Below are 24,697 nucleotides of genomic sequence, written 5' to 3'. Positions count from 1 at the left end.
GGTGCCGCCTTCTTGGCGGGTGCCGCCTTCTTGGCAGGGGCCGGTGCCGCCTTCTTGGCCGGTGCGGCCTTCTTGGCAGGGGCCGGTGCCGCCTTCTTGGCGGGAGCGGCCTTCTTGGCAGGGGCCGGTGCCGCCTTCTTCGCGGGAGCGGTCTTCTTGGCCGGAGCCGCCTTCTTGGCGGGTACGGCGGTCTTCGCCGCAGCCTTCTTCGCAGGTGGGGTGGTGGGTGCCGCGGCCGCTGCAGCGGCCTTCCGCGGGCGGATCATCTTCCGCGCTGCAGATGCGGCCTGACCGGCCAGAGACTTCTTCGTGCTGCGGGCCATCACGGACTCCTTGGAACGGGCACCACGCGACCGGAAGGCTACGGGCGTGATGCGGAGGGTAACGACTTCCGCCAACCTCACCAAGCAGGCGCACCGCACAACAACGAACCGGCCGGTCCGCGTGATGCGGACCGACCGGTTGATGTTGTCGGGCTCAGGCCTCTTCTTCGCCGAGGATGGAGCGCAGACGCTTGGGCGCCGGAGCCTCCTCGACGGGGGCGAGGGTGTCGCCCGGGGTCTGCAGCGCCTCGAGCTGCTGCGTGAAGTAGCTCTTGAGCCGCGAGCGGTACTCGCGCTCGAACGAACGCAGCGTCTCGACCTCGGCGGAGAGCTTGTCGCGCTCCTTCTCCAGGTCACCGAAGAGCTGCGTACGACGCTCGGCGGTCTCGCCGTCGAGCATCTCGGCGCGGGTCCGGGCGTCGGACTCGAGGCGGTCGGACTTGACCTTGGCCTCGGACTCCAGGCGCTCGGACTTGGTGCGCGCCTCGCCGACGATCTTGTCGGCCTCGTTCTTGGCGTCCTCGACGAGCTCGTCGGCGTTGCGCGTCGCGATCTCGAGGAGGCGGGCCGCGGCGTTGGACGCCTCGGGAACCGTCTCGACGCGGATCGTCTGGATCTTCTGGTCACCGGACGGCACGACGCTCGGCGCAGCCACCGGCTGAATCGGCGCGGGGGCAACGACCTCGACGGGCGCGGGTGCGGGCGGCTCGGGAGCAACCTCGGCAACGGGCGCAAGCTGCGTCGGAGCATCGAACGCAGAAGACGATCCGGACTGTGCGGCAGCGAGCTTGGTGCGGAGGTCGTCGTTCTCCTGGGTCAGGCGAGCCAGCTCGGCCTCAACCTCATCCAGGAACTGGTCGACCTCGCCCATGTCGTAGCCCTCGCGCAGCCGGACCGGCGTAAAGCGCTTGTTGCTCACGTCCTCAGGCGTCAGCGGCATGACCTCACCTATCTTCGAAGTTCTAAGGACAAACTGTCTCGTCAAACTAATCTGGGGGAACCTTAGCGCCTGCTGGCGAGAAGGCCGCATCACCCGTCACACCAAGCGCACGAAGGGCGTGTCGTCCCACGTCACGTCAGCAGTGTCGACCGGTTCACCGACAGCAACACGTAGGCCAGGATCATGACCAGGATGAAGCTGATGTCGAGGGCGAAATTGCCGATCCGGATCGGCTTGATCACCTTGCGCAACGCGTTGATCGGCGGATCCGTCACCGAGTAGGCGGTCTCCAGGAAGACCAGCACGGGTCCGCGCGGCTCCCAGGTGCGGGCGAAGACCTGGACCCAGTCGGTCATGAAACGGACCCACAGGAACGCGATGAAGGCGAACAGCAGGCCTTCGATGATCCACCCAGCGATTGTCACGACACCAATCTATCGGGGCCGGCCCAACGGCTGGCCCCCCGGTCGAATCGGCTCAACTCTGGTTGAAGAACCCGTTGTCGGCGATCCGCGCCTTGTCCTCGGCCGCGACCGTGACGTTCGGCGGGGACAGCAGGAACACCTTGTTGGTGACCCGCTCGATCGTGCCGCGGGTCGCGAAGATCAGGCCGGCGGCGAAGTCGACGAGGCGCTTGGCGTCCTGGTCGTTCATCTCGGTGAGGTTCATGATCACCGGGATGCCTTCGCGGTACTGCTCGCCCACCGAGCGCGCCTCGTTGTAGGTGGTCGGGTGCAGGGTCGTGATCCGGGACAGCTCGGCGACGACGGGCTGCGGAGCCACCGCGACGGGACGGCGACGCTCTTCGAGGTCGGCGACCGTGTTCGACGGCACGGCGCGGACGGGACGTGCAGTGCGCGCCTCACGCGCGGGTGCCTGCTCGTTCACCTCGTCGTCGTACTCGTCATAGCCGGTGTCTTCCAGCAGGCCGAGGTACTCGCCGATCCTGCGCATCGCACCGCTCATGACTGTTGCCTCCGTGATTCGTGCCCCGAGGTGTTGGGACATCTGGTGGTGTTCTGGACATTACTGGACTCCAGGCCTCGATCCGAGGACCGCGGTGCCGACGCGCACGTGTGTCGCGCCGGCGGAAATTGCGGCCTCGAGATCGCCGCTCATGCCGGCGGAGAGGACGGATGCTTCGGGGTGGTGGTCGAGGAACTCCGTGCGGATCCGGGCCAGCCTCGCGAAGGCCTCCGCAGGGTCCTCGTCGCGGGGCGCGACGGCCATCAGGCCACGCAGCTCGAGCTCCGGATGCTGGTCGACGGCGGCCGCCAGGTCGGCGAGCCCGGACGGGTCGGCGCCGGCGCGATGTTCGCTCCCGGGCGGGTCCAGGCTCACCTGCAGCAGTACGTCGACCGACCGGTCCCGCTCGCCGGCGCCGCGTGCGATCCGGGCGATCAGCCCGGGCCGGTCGACGGACTCGACCACGTCGGCGTAGCGCGCGACAGCGGCGGCCTTGTTGGACTGCAGGGCGCCGACGTAGTGCCAGCGCACGGCGAGGTCGGCGCACTCGGCTGCCTTTGCCTCAGCCTCCTGGTGCCGGTTCTCCCCCACATCGGTGACGCCGAGCCCGGCGAGCAGTCGCACATCGGTCGCCGGGAAGAACTTGGTGACCACGACCAGGCGTGCGTCGCCCGCGGGGCGACCGGCGGCCGCACAGGCCGCGTCGATACGGGCGTGGACCGTGGCGAGGTTGGCCGCGAGCTCGTCGCGCCGGGTCATCGGTGACCACCGAGCCGGATGATGCCGGCCTGCCGTCCGGCGCGTGCACCGTCGCGTCGGTAGGAGTGGAGGTCGGGCGACTCACGGGTGCAGCGGCCGACGTCGACGACCTCGACGCCGACGGCGGTGAGCTGGGCACGCACGCCCGCACCGATGTCGAGTGCAGGTGTCCCCCACGACGTCGTCGACCGGCTCGCCGGGACGGTTGCCGCCACCTCGTCGCTCAGGTCGGCCGGGACCTCGTAGCAGGATCCGCAGATGTGCGGGCCCACCCAGGCCGTGATCCGGTCGCCGCCGAGCTCCCGCATCCGGGCCACTGTCGCCGGGACCACGCCGAGCGCCATGCCGAGCCGACCTGCGTGGGCAGCGCCGATGACCTGGGCGTCGGGGTCCGCGAGGAGCACCGGGACGCAGTCAGCGGCGCGCACCATCAGGGTGATGCCCGGGGTGACGGAGACGATGGCGTCCGCCTCCGGCGCTGCGTCGTACGACGAAGGGCGGGTCGCGTCCGCGACGACCACCGCGTTGCCGTGGACCTGGCGCAGGTCAGCGAGGTCGTCGCCGGGCGCGAAGTCGTCGAGCAGCAGGCGGAGGTTCTCCGCCCGGGCGGATTCCGCATCGCCACCGTCCCGGGCGAGGTTCAACTCGCCGAAGGGCGCAGCACTGACCCCGCCGACCCGGTCCGTGAAGGCCAGGTCGACGGGGCCCGTGGTGATGCGGAATGAATACATCCCTACTTCAGGAAGTCGGGGACGTCCAGGTCGTCACCATCGTCGAACTGGATCGGCGCCGGGGTGGTCCGGGCGCCGACGGGCTGCGGCTCGGGAGCCGACTCCCGCGCGGGGGCGGGGGTCTCCTCGCGACGGCTGGCGACGGCGCCGGCGGCGGCGCGGGTCTCGGCCTGCGTCTGCTGCGGGCGAGCCTCACGCCGAGCGGCGGAGTCCTGGCGCTTCGGGAGCCCCCCGTCGAAGCCGGCGGCGATGACCGTCACGCGGACCTCGTCACCGAGGGCGTCGTCGATGATCGTTCCGAAGATGATGTTGGCGTCGGCGTGCACCGCGTCGGCCACCATCGCGGCGGCCTCGTTGATCTCGAAGATGCCGAGGTCCGAGCCACCGGCGATCGAGAGCAGGACACCATGGGCACCGTCGATCGACGCCTCCAGGAGCGGGCTGCTGATCGCCATCTCGGCGGCGGCCAGCGCGCGGTCCTCACCGCGGGCCGAGCCGATGCCCATCAGCGCGGAACCGGCGTTGCTCATGACGGCCTTGACGTCGGCGAAGTCGACGTTGATCAGACCGGGGGTCGTGATCAGGTCGGTGATGCCGGAGACGCCCTGGAGCAGGACCTGGTCGGCCTGCTTGAACGCGTCGAGCATCGAGACGTTGCGGTCGGAGATCTGCAGCAGCCGGTCGTTGGGGATCACGATGAGGGTGTCGACCTCTTCGCGGAGCCGCTCGATGCCGTCGTCGGCGGACTTCTTGCGACGCGCACCCTCGAAGCTGAACGGGCGGGTGACGACACCGATGGTCAGCGCGCCGAGCGAGCGGGCGATGCGGGCGACGACCGGAGCACCACCGGTGCCGGTGCCGCCGCCTTCGCCGGCGGTCACGAAGACCATGTCGGCGCCCTTGATGACCTCTTCGATCTCTTCCGCGTGGTCCTCGGCTGCCTTGCCACCCACGTCGGGGTTGGCGCCGGCGCCCAGGCCGCGGGTGAGCTCGCGACCGATGTCGAGCTTGACGTCGGCGTCGCTCATCAGCAACGCCTGCGCGTCGGTGTTGATGGCGATGAACTCGACGCCCTTGAGGCCGACCTCGATCATCCGGTTGACGGCGTTCACGCCGCCGCCACCGATGCCGACGACCTTGATGATGGCCAGGTAGTTCTGTGCAGCTGCCACGGCGGCTTCACCTCTCCAGGTGTGTGATCGGAATCGACGGTGTGCTGGGGGAACGACGCTGTGCTCCGGAAACTGTCACCCTCAGGTAGAGGGTTATAGTTATGTCAACCTCGTCGTGTCCATGACAGTAGGTACGACGGCGACCCGCACGGCGCAGACACGCCGCGACCGCCGAGGATCGGGAAAAAAGATCAGCGCGTGGTCGGCGAACCCGGCACCGAGACGTCGTACGTCTGGGCCTTGACGTTGAGCAGCTCCAGCAGGACCGCGGCCTTGTCCCCGGACTGGTCCGCACTCCCCCAGCGCACCAGGCGGCCGTCCCGCAGGTGGAGCAGGATCTCGTCGACGGTGCGTACCTCGGCGTACTCGACGAGGGCGGAGACCTCGGGGTCGAGCGAGGCGACGACCTCGGCGCCCTCCTGCAGGGCGTCCTTGTTCGCGCCGGCTCCGACCTTCACCCGGGGCAGTCCCTTGCGGGCCCGGTCCGGTGCGGGGAACGCCGTGCCGTCGGCGTCGAGCGCCGCCTCGCGCTTGCCGAGGTCGAGGACGGCGATCGGCGTTCGCTCCACGATCTCGATGCGGACCTGGTGCGGCCACTTGCGGGAGACGTCGACGCTCTTGACCGCGGCGAGGGACCTCATCCGCTTCTCGATCGCTTCGAGGTCGACCTGGACGAGCGGGCCCCCGGTGCGCACCTCGGCCGTTTCCAGCACCTGCTTCTCGGTCAGCAGGTCGTTGCCGACCACCTGGACGCCGTCGGCACGCAGCCACGACGAGAAGTAGAGGGCGTAGACGCCGAGGCCGGCCAGGAGCACGAGTGCCACCCCAGCGGCGATGTAGCGCCAGGTCAGCCAGCGACGGGAGCGCTGACGGCGGGCGAAGGCCTTGCGGGCACGTGCCTGGGCGTCGCCCCGGCGCAGGCGCGGCGCTGGTCCCCTGCGGGCCATCCCTCAGCCCCGCCCGGCGAGGACGGCGAGGAGCTCGGGAGCAAGTGCGGTGACGTCCCCGGCGCCGAGGGTGAGCACCAGGTCACCCGGGCGGGCGATGTCGCCCAAGGTCGCCACGACCTCGGCGCGCACGGGCACGAACCGGACCTGCCCGGCGGGCAACGGGACGGCGTCGGCGACCAGGGCGCCGGTGACCGCAGGATCGGGGTCCTCGCGCGCGACGTAGACGTCGAGGACGACGACCTCGTCGGCAGCACCGAGGGCCTGGCCCATCTCGACACCGAAGATCCGGGTCCGGGACACGAGGTGCGGCTGGAAGCAGACGACCAGGCGCTCGGTCCCACCCACCAGCGACCGGGCTGCCTCGATGTCGCCGCGGATCTCGCTCGGGTGGTGGGCGTACGAGTCGTAGACCCGCACGCCGGCGGCCTCGCCGATGAGCTCCATCCGGCGCTTGGCACCGCGGTGGCGGGCCAGGCCGCGGATGAGGGCGGCCGGATCGGCACCGAGGTCGAGGCCGGCAGCCAGCGCCAGCAGTGCGTCCTGGGCGTAGTGCGTGCCGGGTACCGACAGGGTGACGGCACCGAGGTCGTTGCCCGCGGCCCGGACGTCGAAGGTCGCACCGCCGCCGACGACAGCGAGGTCACTGCCCTGGATGTCGGCGCCGTCGACGAAACCAGCCGTGGCCACGCCCTCGGCCGCGGCGAGCGCTGCCGAACCGGGGTCGTCGGCGTTCACGACGGCCGAGGACGACGCTCCCGCAACGAACGTCGCGAACGCTGCGGCGTACGCCTCGGGGGTACCCCAGTGGTCGAGGTGGTCGGCGTCGACATTGGTCACGACGGCGATCTCGGGCGTGTAGACGAGGAACGCCCCGTCGGACTCGTCCGCCTCGACGACGGCGACGTCGCCCGTGCCGAGCCGTGCGTTCGTGCCGAGGGTCTCGACCTCCGCGCCGATGACGAAGGTCGGGTCGAGGCCGGCCTCCTGGAGCGCGACGGTGAGCATCGCGGTCGTCGTGGTCTTGCCGTGGGTGCCGGCGATCGCGACCACGCGCTTGCCGATGAGCACCGACTGCAGCCCGGCCGAACGGGGCCACAGCCGCAGCCCCTGCGCCTGGGCGGCGACGATCTCCGGGTTGTCCTCGCGGGCCGCGGTGGTGGCCACGACGGTGTCGACGCCGTCGACGTGCGCGGCGTCGTGGCCGACGTGGACGGTGATGCCTTCGGCCCTCAGGGCCCGTACGACGACCGAGTCGTTGGCGTCGCTCCCGGTGACCGCGACGCCCTGCTGTTGCATGAGCCGGGCGATGCCGGACAGTCCGGCGCCGCCGATGCCGACGAAGTGGACCCGGCCGAGCTGCTCGGCGGGCAGGATCTCGGCGGGGACGGGGATCTTCACCGGGCAGCCCCGGCGGCGCTGGCAGCCACGTCGCGGATGATCCGCGCGAGCTTGTCGTCGGCGTCGCGCGGCACCAGGTCGGCCGCAGCCGCACCCATCCGGGCCAGCCGCGCCGCGTCGGTGACCAGCGCCGGCACCGTGTCCGCGACGTAGTCGGCCGTGAAGTCGGCGTCCTCGACCAGGAGCGCTCCCCCGGCGTCGACGACCGGGCGGGCGTTGAGGGCCTGCTCGCCGTTGCCGATCGGCAACGGCACGAAGATCGCGGGCACTCCGCTCGCGGACGCCTCGACGACGCTGGAGGCGCCGGAGCGACACACCATCAGGTCGGCCGCGGCCAGCGCGAGATCCATCCGCTCCACGAACGGGAGGACGACGTAGGGCACCCCGGTGGCCACGGGCTCGTTCCACGAGGAGTCGCTCGCGCCGTTCGGGCCGATCACGTGCAGCACCTGGACACCGGCGGAGCCCAGCGCCGCGGCCGCGCCGCTGATGGCCTGGTTGACCCGCCGTGCGCCCTGGGACCCACCGGTGACGACCAGGGTCGGACGATCGGCCTCGAGGCCGAAGAACGCGCGCGCCTCGGCCCGGAGAGCCGTGCGGTCGAGGGTCGAGATCATGCGCCGGATCGGCAGGCCGACGTACTCGCCCTTCTTGAGGGGGGTGCCGGGGAAGCTGACGGCGACGCGGGTGGCCAGGCGTGAGCCGACCTTGTTCGCGATGCCGGGCAGGGCGTTCTGCTCATGCACGACCAGCGGGATCCTGCGTCGACGCGCGGCGACGTAGGCGGGCATCGAGACGTAGCCGCCGTAGCCGACGACCACGTCGGGCTGCACCTCGTCGATGATCTCGAGGGCCGCCTTCACCGCCGCGCGGAGTCGCTTCGGCACGAGGAACAGGTCCTTGCCGGGCTTGCGGGGCAAGGGCACGGGCGGCACGAGTCGCAGCGTGTAGCCGGCCGCGGGGACCACCTTGTTCTCCAGTCCGCGGGGCGTGCCGAGGCACGTGATCTCGACGTCAGGATCGAGGCGGCGCAAGGCATCCGCCGTCGCGAGCAGGGGCGAGGTGTGACCCGCCGTTCCACCACCGGCCAACAGAACGCGCACGCGAGAAACCTACCCGCGCGCCGAGAGTCCGGCCGACCTGGCCCGACGACGCTGGGCGAGCGCGCGCGCCGCGGCGGGCTCCCGCCGGGCGAATCCGATGACCAGGCCCAGCGCGCTCAACGTGGGCAGCAGGCTCGAGCCGCCGTACGACACCAGCGGCAGCGGGATGCCGATGACGGGAAGCAGGGCGAGGACCATGCCGACGTTGATGATCATCTGGCCCAGCAGCCACACCACGATGCCGAAGGTGCAGTACCGGACGAACGGGTCCTTGGTCTCGCGCGCGACCCGCAGGCCGGCGTAGGCGATGACGAGGAACAGCGAGATCACCAGCAGCGTGCCGACCAGGCCCAGCTCTTCCCCGAGGACGGCGAAGATGAAGTCGGTGTAGGCCTCCGGCAGCTGGCCCCACTTCTGCTGGCTGGCGCCGATGCCCTCGCCGAAGATGCCGCCACTGGCCATGGCGTACAGGCCGTGGGCGGGCTGCCAGCCGTTGCCGTGGAAGTCCTTGAACGGGTCCGTGAAGTTCGCCAGCCGCTGGAGGCGCTCGCCGTCGGTGGCCGCCAGGCCCAGTGCGAGCACGCTGACACCGGCCAGGGCCAGGGCGAAGAGCTTGTTGGGGGCGCCGACCACCCACAGCATGCCGATCAGCAACGCGAAGAAGACCAGTGCCGTACCGAGGTCGCGACCGACGACCACGAGGGTCGTGGCCAGCACCATGCCGGGGACGACGGGCACCAGCATCTGGTGCAGGCTCTTGAGCCGGCGTTCCTTGTTGGCGTAGATGTGCGCCGCCCAGATCACCAGCGAAAGCTTGGCCAGCTCGGACGGCTGGATCTGGATCGGGCCCACCGCCAGCCAGTTGGTGTTGCCGTTGGCCTCGACGCCGAGCTTGGCCGTCAGCGCGAGCAGCAGCAGCGAGATCGAGAAGGCCGGATAGGCCAGGCCGCGGACCCAGCTGGTCGACACCCGGGACGCGATGAAGGCGCAGGGAACACCGATGCCGACCCACATCAGCTGCCGCTTCACGACGGCGTACGAGTCGCCGGTCTCGCTGTAGGCCCGGACGCTGGAGGCGCTCAGCACCATGATCAGGCCGATGGTCAGCAGCAGGGCGGTGGCGCCCAGCAGCAGGTAGTACGTCGTCAGGGGGCGGTCGAGGGCATCCTTGAGCGCGCGGGTCCAGGTCGGCCGCCGCGCCGCGAGTCGGGGACGACGTCGCACCAGGCCCTGGAACGAGAGACGGGTGCTCTCGGGGTTCGCGGTGGTGATGACGACCCCCTCAGTCCCTCGTGTCAGTCCCTGGTGATGAACTCCCTGACCGCCTCGGCAAACGCATCACCGCGGGCGGCGTAGTCGGTGAACTGGTCCATCGACGCGCATCCCGGCGCCAGCAGCACGGTGTCGCCCGACTGGGCCATCCCGGCAGCCAACGCAACGACACGCCTCATCAGGTCGTCACTTGACTCACCAACTACCCCACCAGTTTCAGGGCTGTTGGCGTCGATCACGGGCACATCGGGTGCGTGTCGCGAAAGCGCGTCGGCGATCACCTGCCGGTCCTGGCCGATCAGGACCACGCCCCGCAGCCGCGATCCGACGGAGCGGACCAGGTCGTCGAAGCTCGCGCCCTTGGCCAGGCCGCCCGCCACCCACACCACCGGCGCGAAGGCCGCGAGCGAGGACGCCGCCGCGTGCGGGTTGGTGGCCTTGGAGTCGTTGATCCAGGTCAGGTCGTCGTGCTCGGCGACCACCGCGATCCGGTGGCCGTCAGGACGGAACGCCGTCAACCCGTCGCGTACGGCGGTCCGGCTGACGCCGTGGGCCAGCGCGAGTGCCGCTGCGGCGAGTGCGTTCGCGATGTAGTGCGGCGCGCTCGAGGCGAGGTCGTCGATGGTGCACAGCTCGGCGGCGCTGGTCGAACGCTCTGCGATGAACGCGCGGTCGACGAGGAACTCGTCGACGACACCGACCATCCCGACGCTCGGCAGGCCGAGGGTGAAGCCGATGGCCCGCGCGCCCTCCTCGACGTCGGCATCGCGCACGAGCTGCTCGGTGACGGGGTCGCTGGCGTTGTAGACGCACGCCCGCTGCACGCCGGTGTAGATCCGCCCCTTGTCACGGGCATAGCCGTCCATGCCGCCCGTGCCGTCGTACCAGTCGAGGTGGTCCTCGGCGACGTTGAGCACCACGGCGCTCTCGGCGGCCATCGTGTCGGTGGTGTGGAGCTGGAAGCTCGACAGCTCGACAGCGATGACGTCGTAGGGCTCGGGGTCCATGACGGCCTCGGTCAACGGCAGTCCGACATTGCCGGCGGCGACGCTGCGCAGCCCGGCGGCGCGCAGGATGCTGTCGAGCATCTGCACCGTCGTGGTCTTGCCGTTGGTGCCGGTGACGCAGATCCACGGCGCCGGGGAATCAGGGTCACGGAGCCGCCACGCGAGCTCGACCTCGCCCCACACCGGGACATTGCGTTCGCGGGCGGCCACCACGATCGGCGCGTCCGGGCGGAAGCCCGGGGAGACGACCAGGAGGTCGACCTCGCCCTCGGGCAGGCTCGCGGTCGCACCCTCGTGGATGTCGATGCGGGCGCCGAGGACCTCGAGCAGCTCGGCGCGTTCGAGGATCGCGGGCCGGGCCACCTCGGCCACGGCGTGCACGTCGGCACCGAGGTGGAGCAGGTTGTCGACCGCCGCCGCACCACTCGTGCCGAAGCCGGCGACGACGACGCGGACTCCGTCCCACGAGTCCTTGCGGCCCAGGGTGGACACGTCGCGGGTCACAGCCGCGAGACCCACTCGGCGTAGAAGATGCCGAGGCCGGTGGCGACACAGAGTCCGGTGATGATCCAGAAGCGGATCACCACGGTCACCTGCTCCCAGCCGAGCATCTCGAAGTGGTGGTGGATGGGTGCCATCCGGAAGATGCGCTTGCCCTTGGTGAGCTTGAAGAAGCCGACCTGCATCATCACCGACGCCGTCTCGAGGACGAACAGTCCACCGAGGACCACCAGCAGGAGCTCGGTGCGCGTCAGGATCGCGAAGCCGGCGAGCGCGCTGCCCAGGGCCAGGGAGCCGGTGTCACCCATGAAGATCTTGGCGGGCGAGGCGTTCCACCACAGGAAGCCGAAGCAGGCGCCCGTGATGGCGGCCGCGATGATCGCCAGGTCGAGCGGATCTCGCACGTTGTAGCAGGAGGCGCTCGGCTCGTCCTGGCAGAACTGGTTGTTCTGCCAGATGTTCACCAGCGTGTAGGCACCGAAGACCATGACGCACGCGCCGGCGGCGAGGCCGTCGAGCCCGTCGGTGAGGTTGACCGCATTGCTGAAACCGGCGACGAGCAGCCAGATGAACAGCAGCGCCAGCACCGTCGGGAGGACGAACCAGTCCAGCTCGCGAAGGAACGAGACCTTGTCGCTCGCCGGGCTCCGGCCGTTCTCGTCCTCGAGCCACGTCGACAGCGCGAGCCAGCCGAAGACCAGCGCGATCACGGTCTGCCCGGCCATCTTGGCCTTGCTGCGCAGGCCGAGGCTGCGCTGCTTGGAGATCTTGATGAAGTCGTCGAGGAAGCCGACCAGGCCCATCCCGACGAAGAGGAACAGCAACAGCAGGGCCGACGCGCTCGGCGTGGTCAGCGTGATCAGCTTCGCCGCGAAGTAGCCGATGACCGCGGCCAGGATGATGACGACGCCGCCCATGGTGGGGGTGCCGCGCTTGGTGTGGTGGCTGGTCGGGCCGTCGTCGCGGATCTCCTGGCCATAGCCCCACTGCGTGAACCAGTGGATGGCCACGCGCGTGCCGAGCAGCGAGATCAACAACGAGATGCCGCCTCCGAGAAGGATCGCTCTCACTGCATGGGCCCCTTCAGGATGCTCTCTGCCACCAGCTCCAAGGCGGCGCCGCGCGACGCCTTGACGAGGACGACGTCCTCCGGTCCGGCATTCTGCCGCACCCAGTCCACCGCGTCGTCCCGGCCCGCCGTGACGATCACCTCACCGACCGTGTTACCGGACTCCGGCTGGGCGCCCTCGGCCATGCCGCGGGCTGCTGCGGTCACGACGACGAGTACGTCGACGCCGAGGTCCGCTGCTGCGCGTCCCACCGCCCGGTGGCCGGCATCGTGCTCGTCACCGAGCTCCTTCATCTCCCCCAGGATCGCGACCGTACGACGGCGCGGACCCCCGTCGCCCCGGCCGATGGCGACCAGGGCCTCCAGCGCGGCCCGCATCGACTCGGGGTTGGCGTTGTAGGAGTCGTTGATCACGACGAGCCCGTCGGCACGCTCGGTGACCTCCATCCGCCACCGCGATGCCGCGGCAGCGGTGCCGAGGGCGGCGGCCACGTCGGCGGGAGCGAACCCCGCGCCGATCGCCATCGCGGCGGCAGCTGCGGCGTTGAGCACCTGGTGCGCGCCGGACTGCAGGAGCGAGACGGCATGCCACTGGTCGTCGTACCCGAGCTCGAAGGCGGGGCGTCCCAGCGCATCGAGGGTGAGGTTGCGCCAGGTCACGGCACCGGTCGTGCCGAACGAGACGATCCGGGCGGAGGTGCGGGTCGCCATGGCCGCCACGAGCGGGTCGTCCGCGTTCAGGACGGCGACCCCGTGGTCGGGCAGGGCGGCGATGATCTCGCCCTTGGCTCGCGCGATGACGTCCTGTCCGCCGAACTCCCCGACGTGGGCGCTGCCGACGTTGAGGGCAGCCGCGATCCGTGGGGGCGCGATGTCGCAGAGGTAGGTGATGTGGCCGACTCCGCGGGCCCCCATCTCGACGACGACGTGGCGGGTGGTCGCGTCCGCGCGGAGCACGGTGAGCGGGACGCCGAGCTCGTTGTTGTTGTTCGCGGTGGTGGCGACCACGGCCTGGTCGGAGGTGAGCGTCCGCAGGACCGCCGCGAGGTAGTCCTTCGTGCCGGTCTTGCCCTGGGAGCCGGTGAGCGCGATGACCGTCGTGTCCAGCCGGTCGACGACATGGCGTGCCAGGAGCCCCAGTGCGACGACCGGGTCCTCCACGACGACCGTGGGTGCGGCGGTGGGGCGGCTGCCGAGCACCGCGTGCGCGCCGTCGGCGTAGGCATGGCCGTCGGCCCGCTCCCCCACGATCGCGACGAAGAGCCCGTCGGGCACCGGCGAGCGGCTGTCGACGTACGCGGGACCGGCGACGACGACGTCGTCACCGTGCAGCGTGCCGCCGACGACGCGAGCGATCTCGGAGAGGTGCAGGGGGATCATGCGGGGCCGTCCAGTGCGGCGAGGACGTCGCGCACCACCTGACGGTCGTCGAACGGATGCACCACGCCGGCAACCTCCTGGCCGGTCTCGTGTCCCTTGCCTGCCACCAGGACGACATCACCGTCGCCGGCTCCGGCCAGGGCCTCGGCGATCGCGGCACGCCGGTCCGCGATCTCCACGATCTCGGCGTCGGATCCGGCGTCGCGAGCACCGGCCAGGACCTCGGCGCGGATGGCGGCGGGATCCTCGGAGCGAGGGTTGTCGTCGGTCACGATCACGAGGTCGGCGAGCTCGGCGGCGATCGCTCCCATCACGGGCCGCTTGCCGCGGTCGCGGTCTCCACCTGCTCCGATCACCACGACGAGGCGGCCGCGGGTGACCGGGCGCAACGTGCGGAGCACGGCGTCGACCGCGTCGGGCTTGTGGGCGTAGTCGACGACGACGGTGAGGTCACGATCGGTGTCGATCCGCTCCAGGCGGCCAGGAACCCCACCGGAACGGGCAATTCCGTCCGCGACGGCCTGCGGATCGAGTCCGGCCTCGGCCGCGGAGGCGATGGCTGCGAGCGCGTTGGCGACGTTGAACTCCCCCGGCAGCGGTACGACGCCGGCGACCGTGAGGCGGTCCGGTCCGTGCACCGTGAACCGGGATCCGTCGGCACCGAGCGCGACGTCGCTGACCGTCCAGTCGGCCGCGGCGGCCGCCGGGCTGACGCCGTAGGTGCGGACCGGGATCGGCGCCTCGCGAGCCAGCCGCTGCCCGTGCTCGTCATCGATGCAGACCAGTCCGCGACGGGCGTGCCCGGGAGTGAACAGCAGCGCCTTCGCGGAGAAGTAGTCCTCCACGTCGGCATGGAAGTCCAGGTGGTCGCGCCCCAGGTTGGTGAAGACCGCGACGTCGAAGCGGACGCCGTCGACGCGACCCATCACCAGCGCGTGGCTGGACACCTCCATGGCACAGGCCGTCACGTCGAGCTCGAGCATCCGGGCGAAGAGGCCGTGCAGGTCGGGCGCCTCGGGGGTGGTGAGGGCGGTCTTGACCTCCTCACCGGCGATCCGGGTGCCGACGGTGCCGACCACGGCACTGCGGATCCCGCTGGCCAGCAGGCCGCCGTCGAGGAGCCGGGTCACCGTGGTCTTGCCCTGGGTGCCGGTCACACCGATGGTCGTCAGGGCCGCGGCGGGTTCGCCGTAGACGAGCGCGGCCACCGACCCCAGGACGGCCCGCGGATCGTCCACCACGAGCAGCGGCAGGTCCCAGCCCGACGCGTCGGCGACACCGGACGGGTCGGTCAGGACGGCAGCAGCGCCGCCGGCCCGGGCCTGCTCGGTGAACGAGGCACCGTGGGCGCGGCTGCCCGGCAGTGCGGCGTACAGGTCGCCCGGCTGGACCCGGCGTGAGTCGAGCGTCATCCCGAGGAGGTTCACCCCGGGGAAGACGGGCGCCAGCCCCAGCGCCCGGGCGATGGCGTCGAGGGACGTCAGCGGCGGGTGGATCGGGCGGGTGGTCGGGCCGCTCACCACTCGACCGGCGTCTGGTTGGGCTTGGCGCCGGTCGGCGGAACGCCGTACCGACGCAGGGTGTAGCTCATCAGCTTCGAGAACGCCGGACCCGCCACGCTGCCACCACCGCTGCCCTGACGCGGGCTGTGGACGACGACGTAGATCGTGAACCGCGGGTCATCGGCGGGTGCGAAACCGGCGAACGAGACCGAGGTGCTGCCGTCGTACCGGCCTTCCTCGCCGACCCGCTGCGCCGTACCGGTCTTGCCTGCGACCCGGTAGCCGGGGACCGCCGCGCGCGGGGCGACACCGGCGTCCGGGTCGACCACGCGCTCCATCATCAGCATGGTCTCGCGGGCGGCATCGGCGCTGACGACCCGGCGACTACCGGCAGCCTCGCTGCCGACCTTGGCTCCCTCATCCGTCGTCGCCTCGCCCTGGACCAGGCTGGGGTCGATCCGGACGCCGCCGTTCGCGATCGTGTTGATCGCCGTGATCATCTGGACCGCGTTGACCGACAGCGACTGGCCGAAGGCGATGCGGTCGCCGACCTGCGAGGTCCAGGCGTCGCCCTTGGGGAGCAGGCCCTTGGTCTCGCCGCCGAGGCCGACACCGGTCTGCTGGCCGAGGCCGAACCGTTCGAGGTAGGACCGCAACTGGCCCTTCTTGAACTGGTCGGCGGCCAGCACGGTGCCGATGTTGGACGACTTCGCGATGATGCCGGCCAGGGTCAGCCTGATCGTCCCGTGGTCCCAGTAGTCGCCGATCGGCCGGTCCTGGCGGTTCAGCTGGCCCGGGACCCGGAACTTCTGCTCCTTGAACGCCAGCCCGGCGTCGACCAGCGAGCTGATCGTCAGCACCTTCTCGACCGAGCCCGGCTCGTAGACGTCAGTGAGGGCGGAGGACTTGTAGAGGTCCTCGGCGTACTCGTAGGGATCCGAGGCGTCGTAGGTCGGGTAGTCGGCCAGGGCGAGCAACTGGCCGGTCCGGCTGTCCATGATGATCGCGATGCCGGACTTCGCAGCCGCGCGGACGACGGTCTGCTGGAGGACGCGCTGGGCGTAGAACTGCAGGTCCCGGTCGATCGTGGTGCGCAGGTCCTTGCCGTCGACGGCCGGCGTCACGGTGTTGTCGCCGAGCGGGATCTGGTTGCCGGCGCCGACCTGGTAGCGCGCCTCGCCGTCCTTGCCCGAGAGGTAGCGGTCGAACGAGTCCTCGAGACCGGCGAGCGCCTGGGCGGACCCGTCGTTCTTGGGCGTGCCCAGGAAGCCGAGCACGTTGGCGGCGACCTCGTCGTTGGGGTAGATCCGCAGCGGGTCACGTTCGGTCATCAGTCCGGCGAACGGGCGGCCCTTGGCGTCCTTGAACTTCGCGGCGACGTCCGACACGACCTTCTCGGCCTTGCTGGCCGGGACCTGCCGGGCGACGTACTGGAAACGACTGCCCTTGGTGCGGAGTCGCTCGAGGGTCTCGAAGTAGTCGACCCCGAGGCGGTCGGACAGCAGGGTCGCGAGCTCGGGGGCGACCGCGGCGGTGACCGCCGGGTCGGCCACGATCATCCGGCCGTCGACGGTCTCGGCCAGGGCCTCGCCGTTGCGGTCCAGGATCTCACCGCGCGTGGCCGGCAGCGCGACGATCTGGGACCCCTCGGCGGCCGCCATCTGGGCGTAGTCCTGGGGGTCGATCCCCTGCAGCTGCACCAGTCGGGCAGCGAACACGGACAGCACGATCGCGATCAGCAGGAAGCCGATCTGCATCCGCCGCTGGGGCGATCCGCGACGCACCGCACCGGAGGTGCGGTTCTGGCGGAGGGGATTCGTTCGGCTCAACGCTCTCGTCCTGGTCGCTGACGTGTTCTAGGGGCCCGGGGAGTGTCCAACCTAGGCGGACGGATCAACGATTCCGGGCGGGCGCGCCGTCGCTGCCGGCGTTGACCTTGCCGACCTTCACCTTCACCGTCTTGGCCTTGAGGGACTCCGGCTTGCGTGGGCCCGGCGTCGCCAGCGGAATGCTGTCCTCGGCGGACGCAGGCGTCGGGTTCCCGGAGATCTTGCCGCTCCCGAGGTGCAGCACGCCTGCGGGCGTCGACGGGATCACCATGCCGAGCTTCTGGGCGGCCTGCGCGACCCGCTGGGGCCCGCGCAGCTCCTGGATGTCCATCTCGAGCGCCTCCTGCTGGGCACTCAGGTCGGTCGCCTGCTTCTCCAGCGCCGTCGCACGGAACGAAGCCTGCTGCATCGAGGTGTTGAACAACAGCAGCCCGATGACTCCGGCGAGCAGGATGATGCTCACGAACGTCACGAACGGCACCCGGGGCGCCGCCGTACGACGGCGCGGCACCACCGTGAGCCGCGCACGCTCCAGCGCGGCCTGGGCCAGCCGGGGCGCGGCATGCGGCAAGCGACTGCGGAGGGCGGATGCGGTGCTCATGATGCGGCTCCCTTGCCGGATGAGGTGGTGCCCTGACGTGTGCTCTTGCGGGTGCGCTCGATGGCGCGAAGTCGGACGGAGGCGGCGCGAGGGTTCTCCTCGATCTCCGCTTCGTTGGCCTGTTCCGCGCCCCGCGTGACCAGGCGGTACGACGGCTCGGATCCCTCGGGCAGGAACGGCAGGTCGTCGGGGACGGTCGAGCGGGTGGCGTCGGCGAACGTCCGCTTCACCAGCCGGTCCTCGAGCGAGTGGTACGACTCGACCACCACGCGACCACCGAGCCCGATCGCCTCGACGGCCGCGGGCATCGCCCGCTCGAGCACCCGGAGCTCGTCGTTGACCTCCATCCGCAGCGCCTGGAAGGTGCGCTTGGCGGGGTGCCCTCCCGTGCGGCGAGCCGGCGCGGGGATCGAGGCATAGAGGAGTTCCACGAGCCGCGCGGAGTTGGTGAACGGCTCGATCTCACGCTCCCGCACCACGGCGGAGGCGATCCGCTTGGCCATCTTCTCCTCGCCGTACCTCTGCAGGATGCGGGTCAGGTCGGCTGCGCTGTAGGTGTTGAGGACGTCGGCCGCCGTCGGACCGGTCGTGCCGTCCATGCGCATGTCGAGCGGTGCGTCGACGGAGTACGCGAAGCCCCGTTCGGGCAGGTCGAGCTGCATCGAGGAGACACCGAGGTCGAAGAGCACGCCGTCGACCTCACGAAGGCCGAGGTCGGCGATCACGTCGGGGATCTCGTCGTAGACCGCGTGCACGCCGGTGAACCGGTCGCCGTACGACGCCAGCCGCTCGCGGCTCATCGCCAGCGCCTGCGGGTCGCGGTCGATGCCGACCACCCGGGCCTGCGGACAGCGCTCCAGGACGGCTTCGCTGTGACCACCGAGCCCGAGGGTCGCGTCGATGAGCACCGCGCCGGGGTGGTCGAGCGCGGGCGCCAGCAGGGCGACGACCCGGTCGAGGAGGACGGGGACGTGGCGTGGAGCGTTCATCTCGCGTCAGCGCCCTGCGAGGTGGGTGGCGAGAAGGAGCAGGGAGCAGGCGAGGGAGACCGCCAGGGAGAAGGCCATCAGGACCAGCGCCTCACGCGCCTGCTCCCGGACGCGCGGCGGCACCGAACGCTCACCGGACACTTCCGGTGCGTGCGTGCGCATCACGCTCATGGTTTCGACCCTTTGAGTACTTGGTGCTGGAAATACGCGGATCCGCAGAGCCAGGTCCCTGCCCGCTCCCGTGCCGGCGTGTGTTCGGGTGCCGTCTGGTGCCGGGGAAGTGCCCCAGAAGGCCGGGTTTCCGGTGTCGCCGTGACCGCCTGGTACCGGGGAAGGTGTCCCAGGTGGGGGTCGACATCGGGGTGCCGGGAGCGGGAGCGGGCTGAGACCTCGTCCTGCGGATCCGCGATTGAGTTGTGAACGGCGCTGCTGGCGCCGGTGCTGCTTAGTCGTCGTCCTCGTCGAGGTCGGCGAACTCCTCCAGGGCTTCGAGCTGGAACTCGCGCCAGGTGGCGGGGTTCCAGATCTCGAGGCGGTCGCGCACACCGATCACGACGACGTCGCGCTCGAGCGCGGCGTACTCGCGAAGGAGTGCCGGGATCCCGATCCGTCCCTGCTTGTCCGGGGTGCTCTCGTCGCCGCCGGCGAAGAGGACCCGGGCGTAGCGGCGGGCGGCGCGGTTGGTCATCGGCCGGGCGGAGGCCCGCTCGGCTTCAGCGGCGAAGACATCGGTCGGCCAGACGACCAGGCACTTGTCCTGTCCCTGTGTGACCACGATGCCCTCCGCCAGTCGATCCCTGAACTTCGCCGGGAGGAACAGGCGGCCCTTGTCATCGAGCTTCGGGGTGTAGGTGCCCATGAAGAGCATCCGGCACCCCCAGCCAGTCAACGTGTGGTCTGTCCTCCACTTTCCCCCACACTACTCCACTTTGCTCCACCGTCAACCACCATTCACCACGAAATCGGTCGCTGGGCGGTCCCAGGCGAGCCGGAGCGCGCAAGAAACCGCAGGTCAGACGCCTGACGAGCGGGGTGGAGCGAAGTGGAGGAGAAGTGGAGCGAAAACGCCGCCCCGGTGGATCGGGGTGGAGGACAGCGCACGCACCCACTGGCGCCGTAGGGTGACTCCACCGATCCACAGCACGACGAGGGAGACGACGTGGAGTCCCAGATCAGCCCACCGATGACCGAGAGCGACGTCGAGTCCGTTGCTCGGGTTGCCGGCCGGATCCGCGCCAACGTCGAGAAGGTCATCGAGGGCAAGAGCGACGTCGTGACCGCCTCGATCATCGTGATGCTCGCGGAGGGCCACCTGCTGATCGAGGACGTACCGGGCGTCGGCAAGACGATGCTGAGCAAGGCGCTGGCCCGCAGCATCGACTCCACGGTCCGCCGGATCCAGTTCACGCCCGACCTGTTGCCCTCGGACATCACGGGCGTCTCCGTCTACAACCAGTCGACGCGCGCGTTCGAGTTCCGTCCGGGCGGCGTGTTCGCCAACGTCGTCATCGGTGACGAGATCAACCGCGCCTCCCCCAAGACCCAGTCAGCGCTGCTGGAGTGCATGGCCGAGCGCCAGGTGACCGTCGACAACGTCACCTACCAGCTCGAGTCGCCGTTCATGGTGATCGCGACGCAGAACCCGGTCGAGATGGAGGGCACGTACCCGCTCCCCGAAGCCCAGCGCGACCGCTTCCTCGCCCGGGTCTCCGTCGGCTACCCGGTACCCGCGGCCGAGATCGCGATGCTGGAGAGCCACGGCACCACCAACCCGCTCGACGACCTCGGCCCGGTCACCGACAGCGCCGAGATCCGCCGCCTGTGCGCGATCGTCGCCCGCGTCCACGTGTCGCCCGCCGTGCAGCGCTATGCCGTCGCACTGACGGTCGCGACCCGCGAGAGCCCCGAACTGCTGCTGGGCGCCTCGCCGCGCGCCACCCTGCACCTGGTCCGCGCCGCGAAGGCCCGCGCCGCCCTGCACCACCGCGACTACGTGCTCCCCGACGACGTACGCGCCCTGCTGCAGCCGGTGCTGGCCCACCGCCTGCTCCCGAGCGCTGAGGCCGCCGTCGGCGGTCGGGGCGCCTCGTCGATCCTCGAGGCCATCGCTGCACAGGTTCCGGTGCCGGACTCCCCTGCCTGACATGGTGCGCCCCAGCCTGTCCTCCCTGACCCTCCGCGGACGAGCCTTCGTCGCGGCGGGTCTGACCGCGGTGGCCTGCGCCCTGGTGTTCGGGCAGCCGGCGCTGACGCGGGTGGGAGTGCTGGTGCTCAGCCTGCCGCTCATCGCGGCCCTCGTCGTGAGCCGCCGCAAGCACGATCCAGCCGTCACCCGGTCCGTGTGGCCGCGGCTCCTGCGCGCCGGCGAGTCCGCCCGCATCGACCTGACCATCACCAGCGACCGCGGGCGATCCGACGGTGCCCTCCTGGTCGAGGACGCCCTCCCCTATGCCCTCGGCAACCGGCCGCGCTTCGTGCTGCAGGGCCTGGGCCAGCGGTGGGAACGCACCGTGAGCTACCCGGTCCGCGCCGACCTCCGCGGGCAGTACGTCGTCGGCCCGCTGAGCGTCCGGATCACCGATCCCTTCGGCCTGGTCGAGCGTCGCCGCTCGATCGCCGGTACGGCGGAGCTGATCGTGACTCCGCGGGTGCTCCCCCTGCGGCCGATTCCCCTGACCGGCGGCTGGCAGGGAGCGGGCGAGCACCGGCCCCAGGCCTTCGCATCGGGTTCGGCCGAGGACGTCAGCGTGCGCGAGTACCGCCGCGGCGACGACCTTCGTCGCGTCCACTGGCGCAGCTCCGCACGCGTGGGTGAGCTGATGGTGCGCCGCGAGGAGCAGCCGTGGGAGGCCCACGCCACGGTGCTGATCGACAACCGCAACTACGCCCACCGCGGCCAGGGACCCGCATCCAGCTTCGAGGCGGCCATCGTCGTGGCGGCCTCCCTGGTGGTCCACCTCGAGCAGCACGGCTACGCCGTCCAGCTCGCCACCGCGGCCGGCACCGAGGCGTCCGGGGCCGAGGAATCGCTGCGCAAGCTCGCGGTTCTCACCACGACCACCCGTGGCTCCCTGGACGTCAGCTGGTGCGGCGACCAGTCCCGCGGTGGCGTCGTCGCCGCTGTCCTCGGCGCGATGATCGGCGGCGACACGGCGTCACTGCGCCGGATCCGCCACGACGCCGGGGTCGCCCTCGGCGTCGTGCTCGATGTCGAGCAGTGGTCGGCGACCCGTGGCAGTGCGGGGCCGGCCGCCGCTGCGTCGCTGCTGGGCGTGCTCGGCTGGCGCGCGGTCGGCATGGGCCCGCGTGATCGACTCGATGCCGCCTGGGGCGACCTCGGCCGCGCACCCGCGCGGGGCGGAGCCAGCCGATGAGCGGTCCGCGCCCCACCCTGTCCTCCACCCTGATCATGGGTGCGGTCGCCGCGGTCACCACCTGGGCGGCGCTCACCGCGTGGCACGGCTTCCTGACCGAGCCCGGCACCTACCTCCGCCGCCTGGCCGCGATCGCCCTGGTGGTCGGCGTCCTCGGCGCACTGCTGCGCTGGCGCAACACGCCTCGATGGGCGGTCGCACTGGTGCAGACCGTGGCAGCGGCGGCCCTGGTGACCTATCAGGTCACCGGGTCCCCCCTGTTCTTCAGCGCTCCCGGCGCGGAGCTCGGCGCGGCCCTGCGGGACGCCATGGACGTGGCGCGCACCTACGCCGCACCGATCGGTCCGCGGGTCGGGCCCGTGTGGCCGCTCCTGGTCGCGAGCGGGGCGGCGTTCATCGTCGTCGTCGACGTGGTGGCCTGCACGTACCGCAAGGTCCCTGCCGCCGGACTGGCCCTGCTCGCCGTCTACTCCGTGCCCAGCGGCCTGCTCGACGGCGGCCCCGGATGGGGAAGCTTCGTCGTGGCGGCCATCGGGTTCCTCGCCCTGCTCCACTTCGATGCCCGCGACCAGCTGCAGCGCTGGGGCCGGACGATCGGCCCCGACGACAACTCGCTGTGGGGCCACGGCAACCCGGTCCGCGAGGCCGCCCGCGCCGGTGCAGCCCGGATCGGGATCACGGCAACAGTCCTGGCCCTCGTCGTCCCGGCGTTCATGCCCGTCCTCGGCGTGGACATCTTCGACTTCGGTGCCGGGCAGGGCAATGGCGACATCCGGATCCGCAAGCCCATCGCCGACATGCGACGCGACCTCGAACGCGAGCAGGACGTGCCCTTGATCGAGGTCGAGACCGACGACCCCGACCCCGAGTACCTCCGGGTCGCGGTGCTCAATCGCTTCACCGGGCAGGAGTGGAGCAACGGCGACCGCGACGTCGACCGTGAGAACACCGCGAGCGGGGAGCTGCCGCCGCCGCCGGGACTTGCCGAGTCCGTGCCCCGCACCGAGTACGACTACGAGCTGGACATCTCCGAGCGGTTCGACTCCACCTGGTTGCCCACGCAGTTCCCCGCCGCGGCCGTCGACGCCGAGGGTGACTGGCGCTTCGACCCCGCGACCATGGACTTCCTCGCCGCGAAGGACAACGACACTCGAGGCCTGTCGTACTCGATGACCTCCCTCGACCCGGACTACGGCACCGACGGCAGGTACTTCCGCAACTCGCGAGCCGGCGACGTGTCCGAGGAGGTCCTCGAACTCCCCCGCGGCGTGCCCGCCATCGTGCGGGACCTCGCCCGCAGCGTCACCGCGCCCGCATCGAACGACTACGAGAGCGCGCTGCTGCTGCAGCGCTGGTTCCGGCGCGACGGCGGCTTCCTCTACGACGTGAGCCGCGCCCCGGACGGTACCGGCAACGGCACCTTCGAGGCCTTCCTGTCCCCCCAGGGAAGGGTCGGGTACTGCGAGCAGTTCGCCTCGGCGATGGCCGTGATGGCCCGCGCCCTCGGGATCCCCGCCCGCGTCGCGGTCGGGTTCCTCGAACCGACTGCACTGGGTGACGGTCGCTGGGAGTACAGCAGCCACGACCTGCACGCGTGGCCCGAGCTCTACTTCTCCGGCACCGGTTGGGTGCGCTTCGAGCCCACTCCGTCCGAGCGGGTGGAGGACGTGCCGGACTACTCGCGGGTCCCCGTCAACGGGATCGGCGAGGAGCCGTCCATCCCCACGAACAGCACGTCCCGGAGCCCGAGCGGTACGGCGACCGTCGCGCCGACCACACGACCCGCCGACCCCAACGCGGAGGACCCCAACGCCGGGCAGGACGAGAACGACGGTCGCAGCACCCTCCAGCGCGTGCTCATCGTCCTCGGTGTCCTCGCACTGGTCCTGTTGCTCGTCGTCGGGCTCCTGTTCGGCCCCCGGTCGTTGCGGCGACAGGCCCGGCGCAGCCGACTGGACGGCGGGCCCGACGAGGTCTGGTCCGAGCTGCGCGCGACCGCGCACGACCTCGGCGTGCCCTGGCCCGACGGTCGCTCACCCCGCGAGGTCGGGACCGTCCTGGTCGAGCACCTCGCCGACCCCGCCGGTCCTCCCGAGGAACGCCCCCGCACGGGACCGGACGTGGCGCCCGACGCCGCGGAGGCGCTCGAGCGCCTCGTGCTGCACGTCGAGCGGGCCCGCTACGCGCGCCCCGGAGCGGTCACGACCCTGGAGCGGTCCACGCTCAGCGCCGACGCCGAACTGGTGGCGGCCTCCATCACCGCAGGAGTGACCCCGCGCGAGCGCCAACGCGCGCGGTGGTTGCCGCGCTCGATGTGGAAGCGGAACTGAAGGCCCGGGGGCCGATCAGTCAGAAACCGCCACGCTCTTTCCTGCGGCGCCAGCGCGCCTGGAGCGTGTCCATGAAGCCGGACGACGACTTGCCCGAGCGGGACTTGTTGCTCCGGCCGCCGTGGACGACACCGAAACCGGACGGGTGGGCCGCGACCTGGGGGTCCGGGCCACCGCGGCGGCCGCCGAGCGCGGTGAGGAGCACCGTGGCCGAGGCAAGCATGATCACGAAGCCGGCGACGCCGACCGGCCAGTAGCCGCTGACAGCACCGGTCATCATCACGGTGACACCGACAGCGAAGACCACTCCGGCCAGGATGGCGCGCCGACGAGCTGCTTGACGCAGTGAAGTGCCGCGCAGCGTCGAGGCGAACTTCGGGTCCTCCTCGCTGAGGGCGCGCTCCATCTGCTCCAGCAGTCGCAGCTCCTCGTCTGAGAGTGGCACCGATTCCTCCGACACATGCGGGGCGCAGATCCGCCCGTTGGCTCTCCACCAAGTGT

Annotated in this window: 24 protein-coding genes; 3 read left to right on the top strand and 21 right to left on the bottom strand. The window is 71.0% G+C overall.

Features of this window, described 5'->3' with window-relative positions; all coding sequences use genetic code 11:
• The 20 genes from ACOADB_RS08525 to mraZ form a co-directional block, all read right to left on the bottom strand.
• The coding region (locus ACOADB_RS08525; protein ID WP_378597530.1) for a hypothetical protein at nucleotides 1–323 on the bottom strand (323 nt) is incomplete at its 3' end.
• Nucleotides 324–477: 154 nt separating this feature from the next.
• Nucleotides 478–1,263: a DivIVA domain-containing protein gene (locus tag ACOADB_RS08520; protein WP_378597529.1), complete on the bottom strand. Its 786-nt coding sequence runs from the start codon at nucleotides 1,261–1,263 to the stop codon at nucleotides 478–480.
• A 131-nt stretch (nucleotides 1,264–1,394) separates the two neighbouring features.
• Nucleotides 1,395–1,688, bottom strand: a complete 294-nt coding sequence (locus ACOADB_RS08515) for a YggT family protein (RefSeq protein WP_378597528.1) — start codon at nucleotides 1,686–1,688, stop codon at nucleotides 1,395–1,397.
• Between the two features lie 52 nt (nucleotides 1,689–1,740).
• On the bottom strand, nucleotides 1,741–2,229 hold the full coding sequence (locus ACOADB_RS08510) for a cell division protein SepF (RefSeq protein WP_378597527.1): 489 nt from the start codon (nucleotides 2,227–2,229) through the stop codon (nucleotides 1,741–1,743).
• Between the two features lie 60 nt (nucleotides 2,230–2,289).
• A complete protein-coding gene (locus ACOADB_RS08505; protein ID WP_378597526.1) occupies nucleotides 2,290–2,988 on the bottom strand; it encodes a YggS family pyridoxal phosphate-dependent enzyme in 699 nt (232 codons plus the stop codon).
• Nucleotides 2,985–3,719 carry a peptidoglycan editing factor PgeF gene (gene pgeF / locus ACOADB_RS08500; RefSeq protein WP_378597525.1) on the bottom strand — a complete coding sequence of 245 codons (735 nt, stop codon included), beginning with the start codon at nucleotides 3,717–3,719 and terminating at the stop codon, nucleotides 2,985–2,987. The genes ACOADB_RS08505 and pgeF overlap by 4 nt, the downstream gene beginning before the upstream one ends.
• A gap of 2 nt (nucleotides 3,720–3,721) precedes the next feature.
• A complete protein-coding gene (gene ftsZ, locus ACOADB_RS08495) occupies nucleotides 3,722–4,891 on the bottom strand; it encodes a cell division protein FtsZ (RefSeq protein WP_378597524.1) in 1,170 nt (389 codons plus the stop codon).
• Between the two features lie 191 nt (nucleotides 4,892–5,082).
• A complete protein-coding gene (locus ACOADB_RS08490; protein WP_378597523.1) occupies nucleotides 5,083–5,838 on the bottom strand; it encodes a cell division protein FtsQ/DivIB in 756 nt (251 codons plus the stop codon).
• Nucleotides 5,839–5,841: 3 nt separating this feature from the next.
• Nucleotides 5,842–7,239: a UDP-N-acetylmuramate--L-alanine ligase gene (gene murC / locus ACOADB_RS08485; RefSeq protein ID WP_378597522.1), complete on the bottom strand. Its 1,398-nt coding sequence runs from the start codon at nucleotides 7,237–7,239 to the stop codon at nucleotides 5,842–5,844.
• The gene (gene murG / locus ACOADB_RS08480) at nucleotides 7,236–8,342 is read right to left on the bottom strand and encodes an undecaprenyldiphospho-muramoylpentapeptide beta-N-acetylglucosaminyltransferase (protein WP_378597521.1); all 1,107 of its coding nucleotides are present in this window, start codon (nucleotides 8,340–8,342) and stop codon (nucleotides 7,236–7,238) included. The genes murC and murG overlap by 4 nt, the downstream gene beginning before the upstream one ends.
• 9 nt (nucleotides 8,343–8,351) lie before the next feature.
• Nucleotides 8,352–9,566 carry a putative lipid II flippase FtsW gene (gene ftsW / locus ACOADB_RS08475; protein ID WP_378597520.1) on the bottom strand — a complete coding sequence of 405 codons (1,215 nt, stop codon included), beginning with the start codon at nucleotides 9,564–9,566 and terminating at the stop codon, nucleotides 8,352–8,354.
• A gap of 71 nt (nucleotides 9,567–9,637) precedes the next feature.
• On the bottom strand, nucleotides 9,638–11,140 hold the full coding sequence (gene murD / locus ACOADB_RS08470; RefSeq protein WP_378597519.1) for a UDP-N-acetylmuramoyl-L-alanine--D-glutamate ligase: 1,503 nt from the start codon (nucleotides 11,138–11,140) through the stop codon (nucleotides 9,638–9,640).
• Complete coding sequence (gene mraY, locus ACOADB_RS08465) at nucleotides 11,122–12,192, bottom strand: phospho-N-acetylmuramoyl-pentapeptide-transferase (protein WP_378597518.1); 1,071 nt, start codon at nucleotides 12,190–12,192, stop codon at nucleotides 11,122–11,124. The genes murD and mraY overlap by 19 nt, the downstream gene beginning before the upstream one ends.
• On the bottom strand, nucleotides 12,189–13,571 hold the full coding sequence (locus ACOADB_RS08460) for a UDP-N-acetylmuramoyl-tripeptide--D-alanyl-D-alanine ligase (RefSeq protein WP_378597517.1): 1,383 nt from the start codon (nucleotides 13,569–13,571) through the stop codon (nucleotides 12,189–12,191). The genes mraY and ACOADB_RS08460 overlap by 4 nt, the downstream gene beginning before the upstream one ends.
• A complete protein-coding gene (locus ACOADB_RS08455) occupies nucleotides 13,568–15,055 on the bottom strand; it encodes a UDP-N-acetylmuramoyl-L-alanyl-D-glutamate--2,6-diaminopimelate ligase (protein WP_378597536.1) in 1,488 nt (495 codons plus the stop codon). The genes ACOADB_RS08460 and ACOADB_RS08455 overlap by 4 nt, the downstream gene beginning before the upstream one ends.
• Before the next feature lie 32 nt (nucleotides 15,056–15,087).
• Nucleotides 15,088–16,902 (bottom strand): peptidoglycan D,D-transpeptidase FtsI family protein, encoded by a 1,815-nt coding sequence (locus ACOADB_RS08450; protein ID WP_378597516.1) that lies wholly within the window; start codon nucleotides 16,900–16,902, stop codon nucleotides 15,088–15,090.
• Between the two features lie 64 nt (nucleotides 16,903–16,966).
• Nucleotides 16,967–17,503 (bottom strand): hypothetical protein, encoded by a 537-nt coding sequence (locus ACOADB_RS08445; RefSeq protein WP_378597515.1) that lies wholly within the window; start codon nucleotides 17,501–17,503, stop codon nucleotides 16,967–16,969.
• Nucleotides 17,500–18,492 (bottom strand): 16S rRNA (cytosine(1402)-N(4))-methyltransferase RsmH, encoded by a 993-nt coding sequence (gene rsmH / locus ACOADB_RS08440; RefSeq protein WP_378597514.1) that lies wholly within the window; start codon nucleotides 18,490–18,492, stop codon nucleotides 17,500–17,502. The genes ACOADB_RS08445 and rsmH overlap by 4 nt, the downstream gene beginning before the upstream one ends.
• Before the next feature lie 6 nt (nucleotides 18,493–18,498).
• The gene (locus ACOADB_RS08435) at nucleotides 18,499–18,663 is read right to left on the bottom strand and encodes a hypothetical protein (protein WP_378597513.1); all 165 of its coding nucleotides are present in this window, start codon (nucleotides 18,661–18,663) and stop codon (nucleotides 18,499–18,501) included.
• A 274-nt stretch (nucleotides 18,664–18,937) separates the two neighbouring features.
• Entirely contained in the window at nucleotides 18,938–19,360 is a 423-nt protein-coding gene (gene mraZ, locus ACOADB_RS08430; protein WP_378597512.1) for a division/cell wall cluster transcriptional repressor MraZ, read from the bottom strand.
• 315 nt (nucleotides 19,361–19,675) lie between these two features.
• Between mraZ and ACOADB_RS08425 the strand changes: the two genes are divergently transcribed.
• The 3 genes from ACOADB_RS08425 to ACOADB_RS08415 are packed head-to-tail and all read left to right on the top strand — an operon-like array spanning nucleotide 19,676 to nucleotide 24,196.
• Complete coding sequence (locus ACOADB_RS08425; RefSeq protein ID WP_378597535.1) at nucleotides 19,676–20,635, top strand: AAA family ATPase; 960 nt, start codon at nucleotides 19,676–19,678, stop codon at nucleotides 20,633–20,635.
• A gap of 1 nt (nucleotide 20,636) precedes the next feature.
• A complete protein-coding gene (locus ACOADB_RS08420; protein ID WP_378597511.1) occupies nucleotides 20,637–21,866 on the top strand; it encodes a DUF58 domain-containing protein in 1,230 nt (409 codons plus the stop codon).
• Nucleotides 21,863–24,196 (top strand): transglutaminaseTgpA domain-containing protein, encoded by a 2,334-nt coding sequence (locus ACOADB_RS08415; RefSeq protein ID WP_378597510.1) that lies wholly within the window; start codon nucleotides 21,863–21,865, stop codon nucleotides 24,194–24,196. Before ACOADB_RS08420 ends, ACOADB_RS08415 begins: the two co-directional genes overlap by 4 nt.
• Before the next feature lie 19 nt (nucleotides 24,197–24,215).
• Here the strand turns inward: ACOADB_RS08415 and ACOADB_RS08410 are convergent, their stop codons facing one another.
• The gene (locus ACOADB_RS08410; RefSeq protein WP_378597509.1) at nucleotides 24,216–24,641 is read right to left on the bottom strand and encodes a DUF3040 domain-containing protein; all 426 of its coding nucleotides are present in this window, start codon (nucleotides 24,639–24,641) and stop codon (nucleotides 24,216–24,218) included.
• Nucleotides 24,642–24,697: the final 56 nt, after the last annotated feature.

This window comes from Nocardioides sp. CPCC 206348 (assembly GCF_048654705.1).
Taxonomy (GTDB): domain Bacteria; phylum Actinomycetota; class Actinomycetes; order Propionibacteriales; family Nocardioidaceae; genus Nocardioides.
The sequence above is the reverse complement of the archived record's forward strand: the minus strand, read 5'-3'. Positions and strand labels throughout refer to the sequence as shown.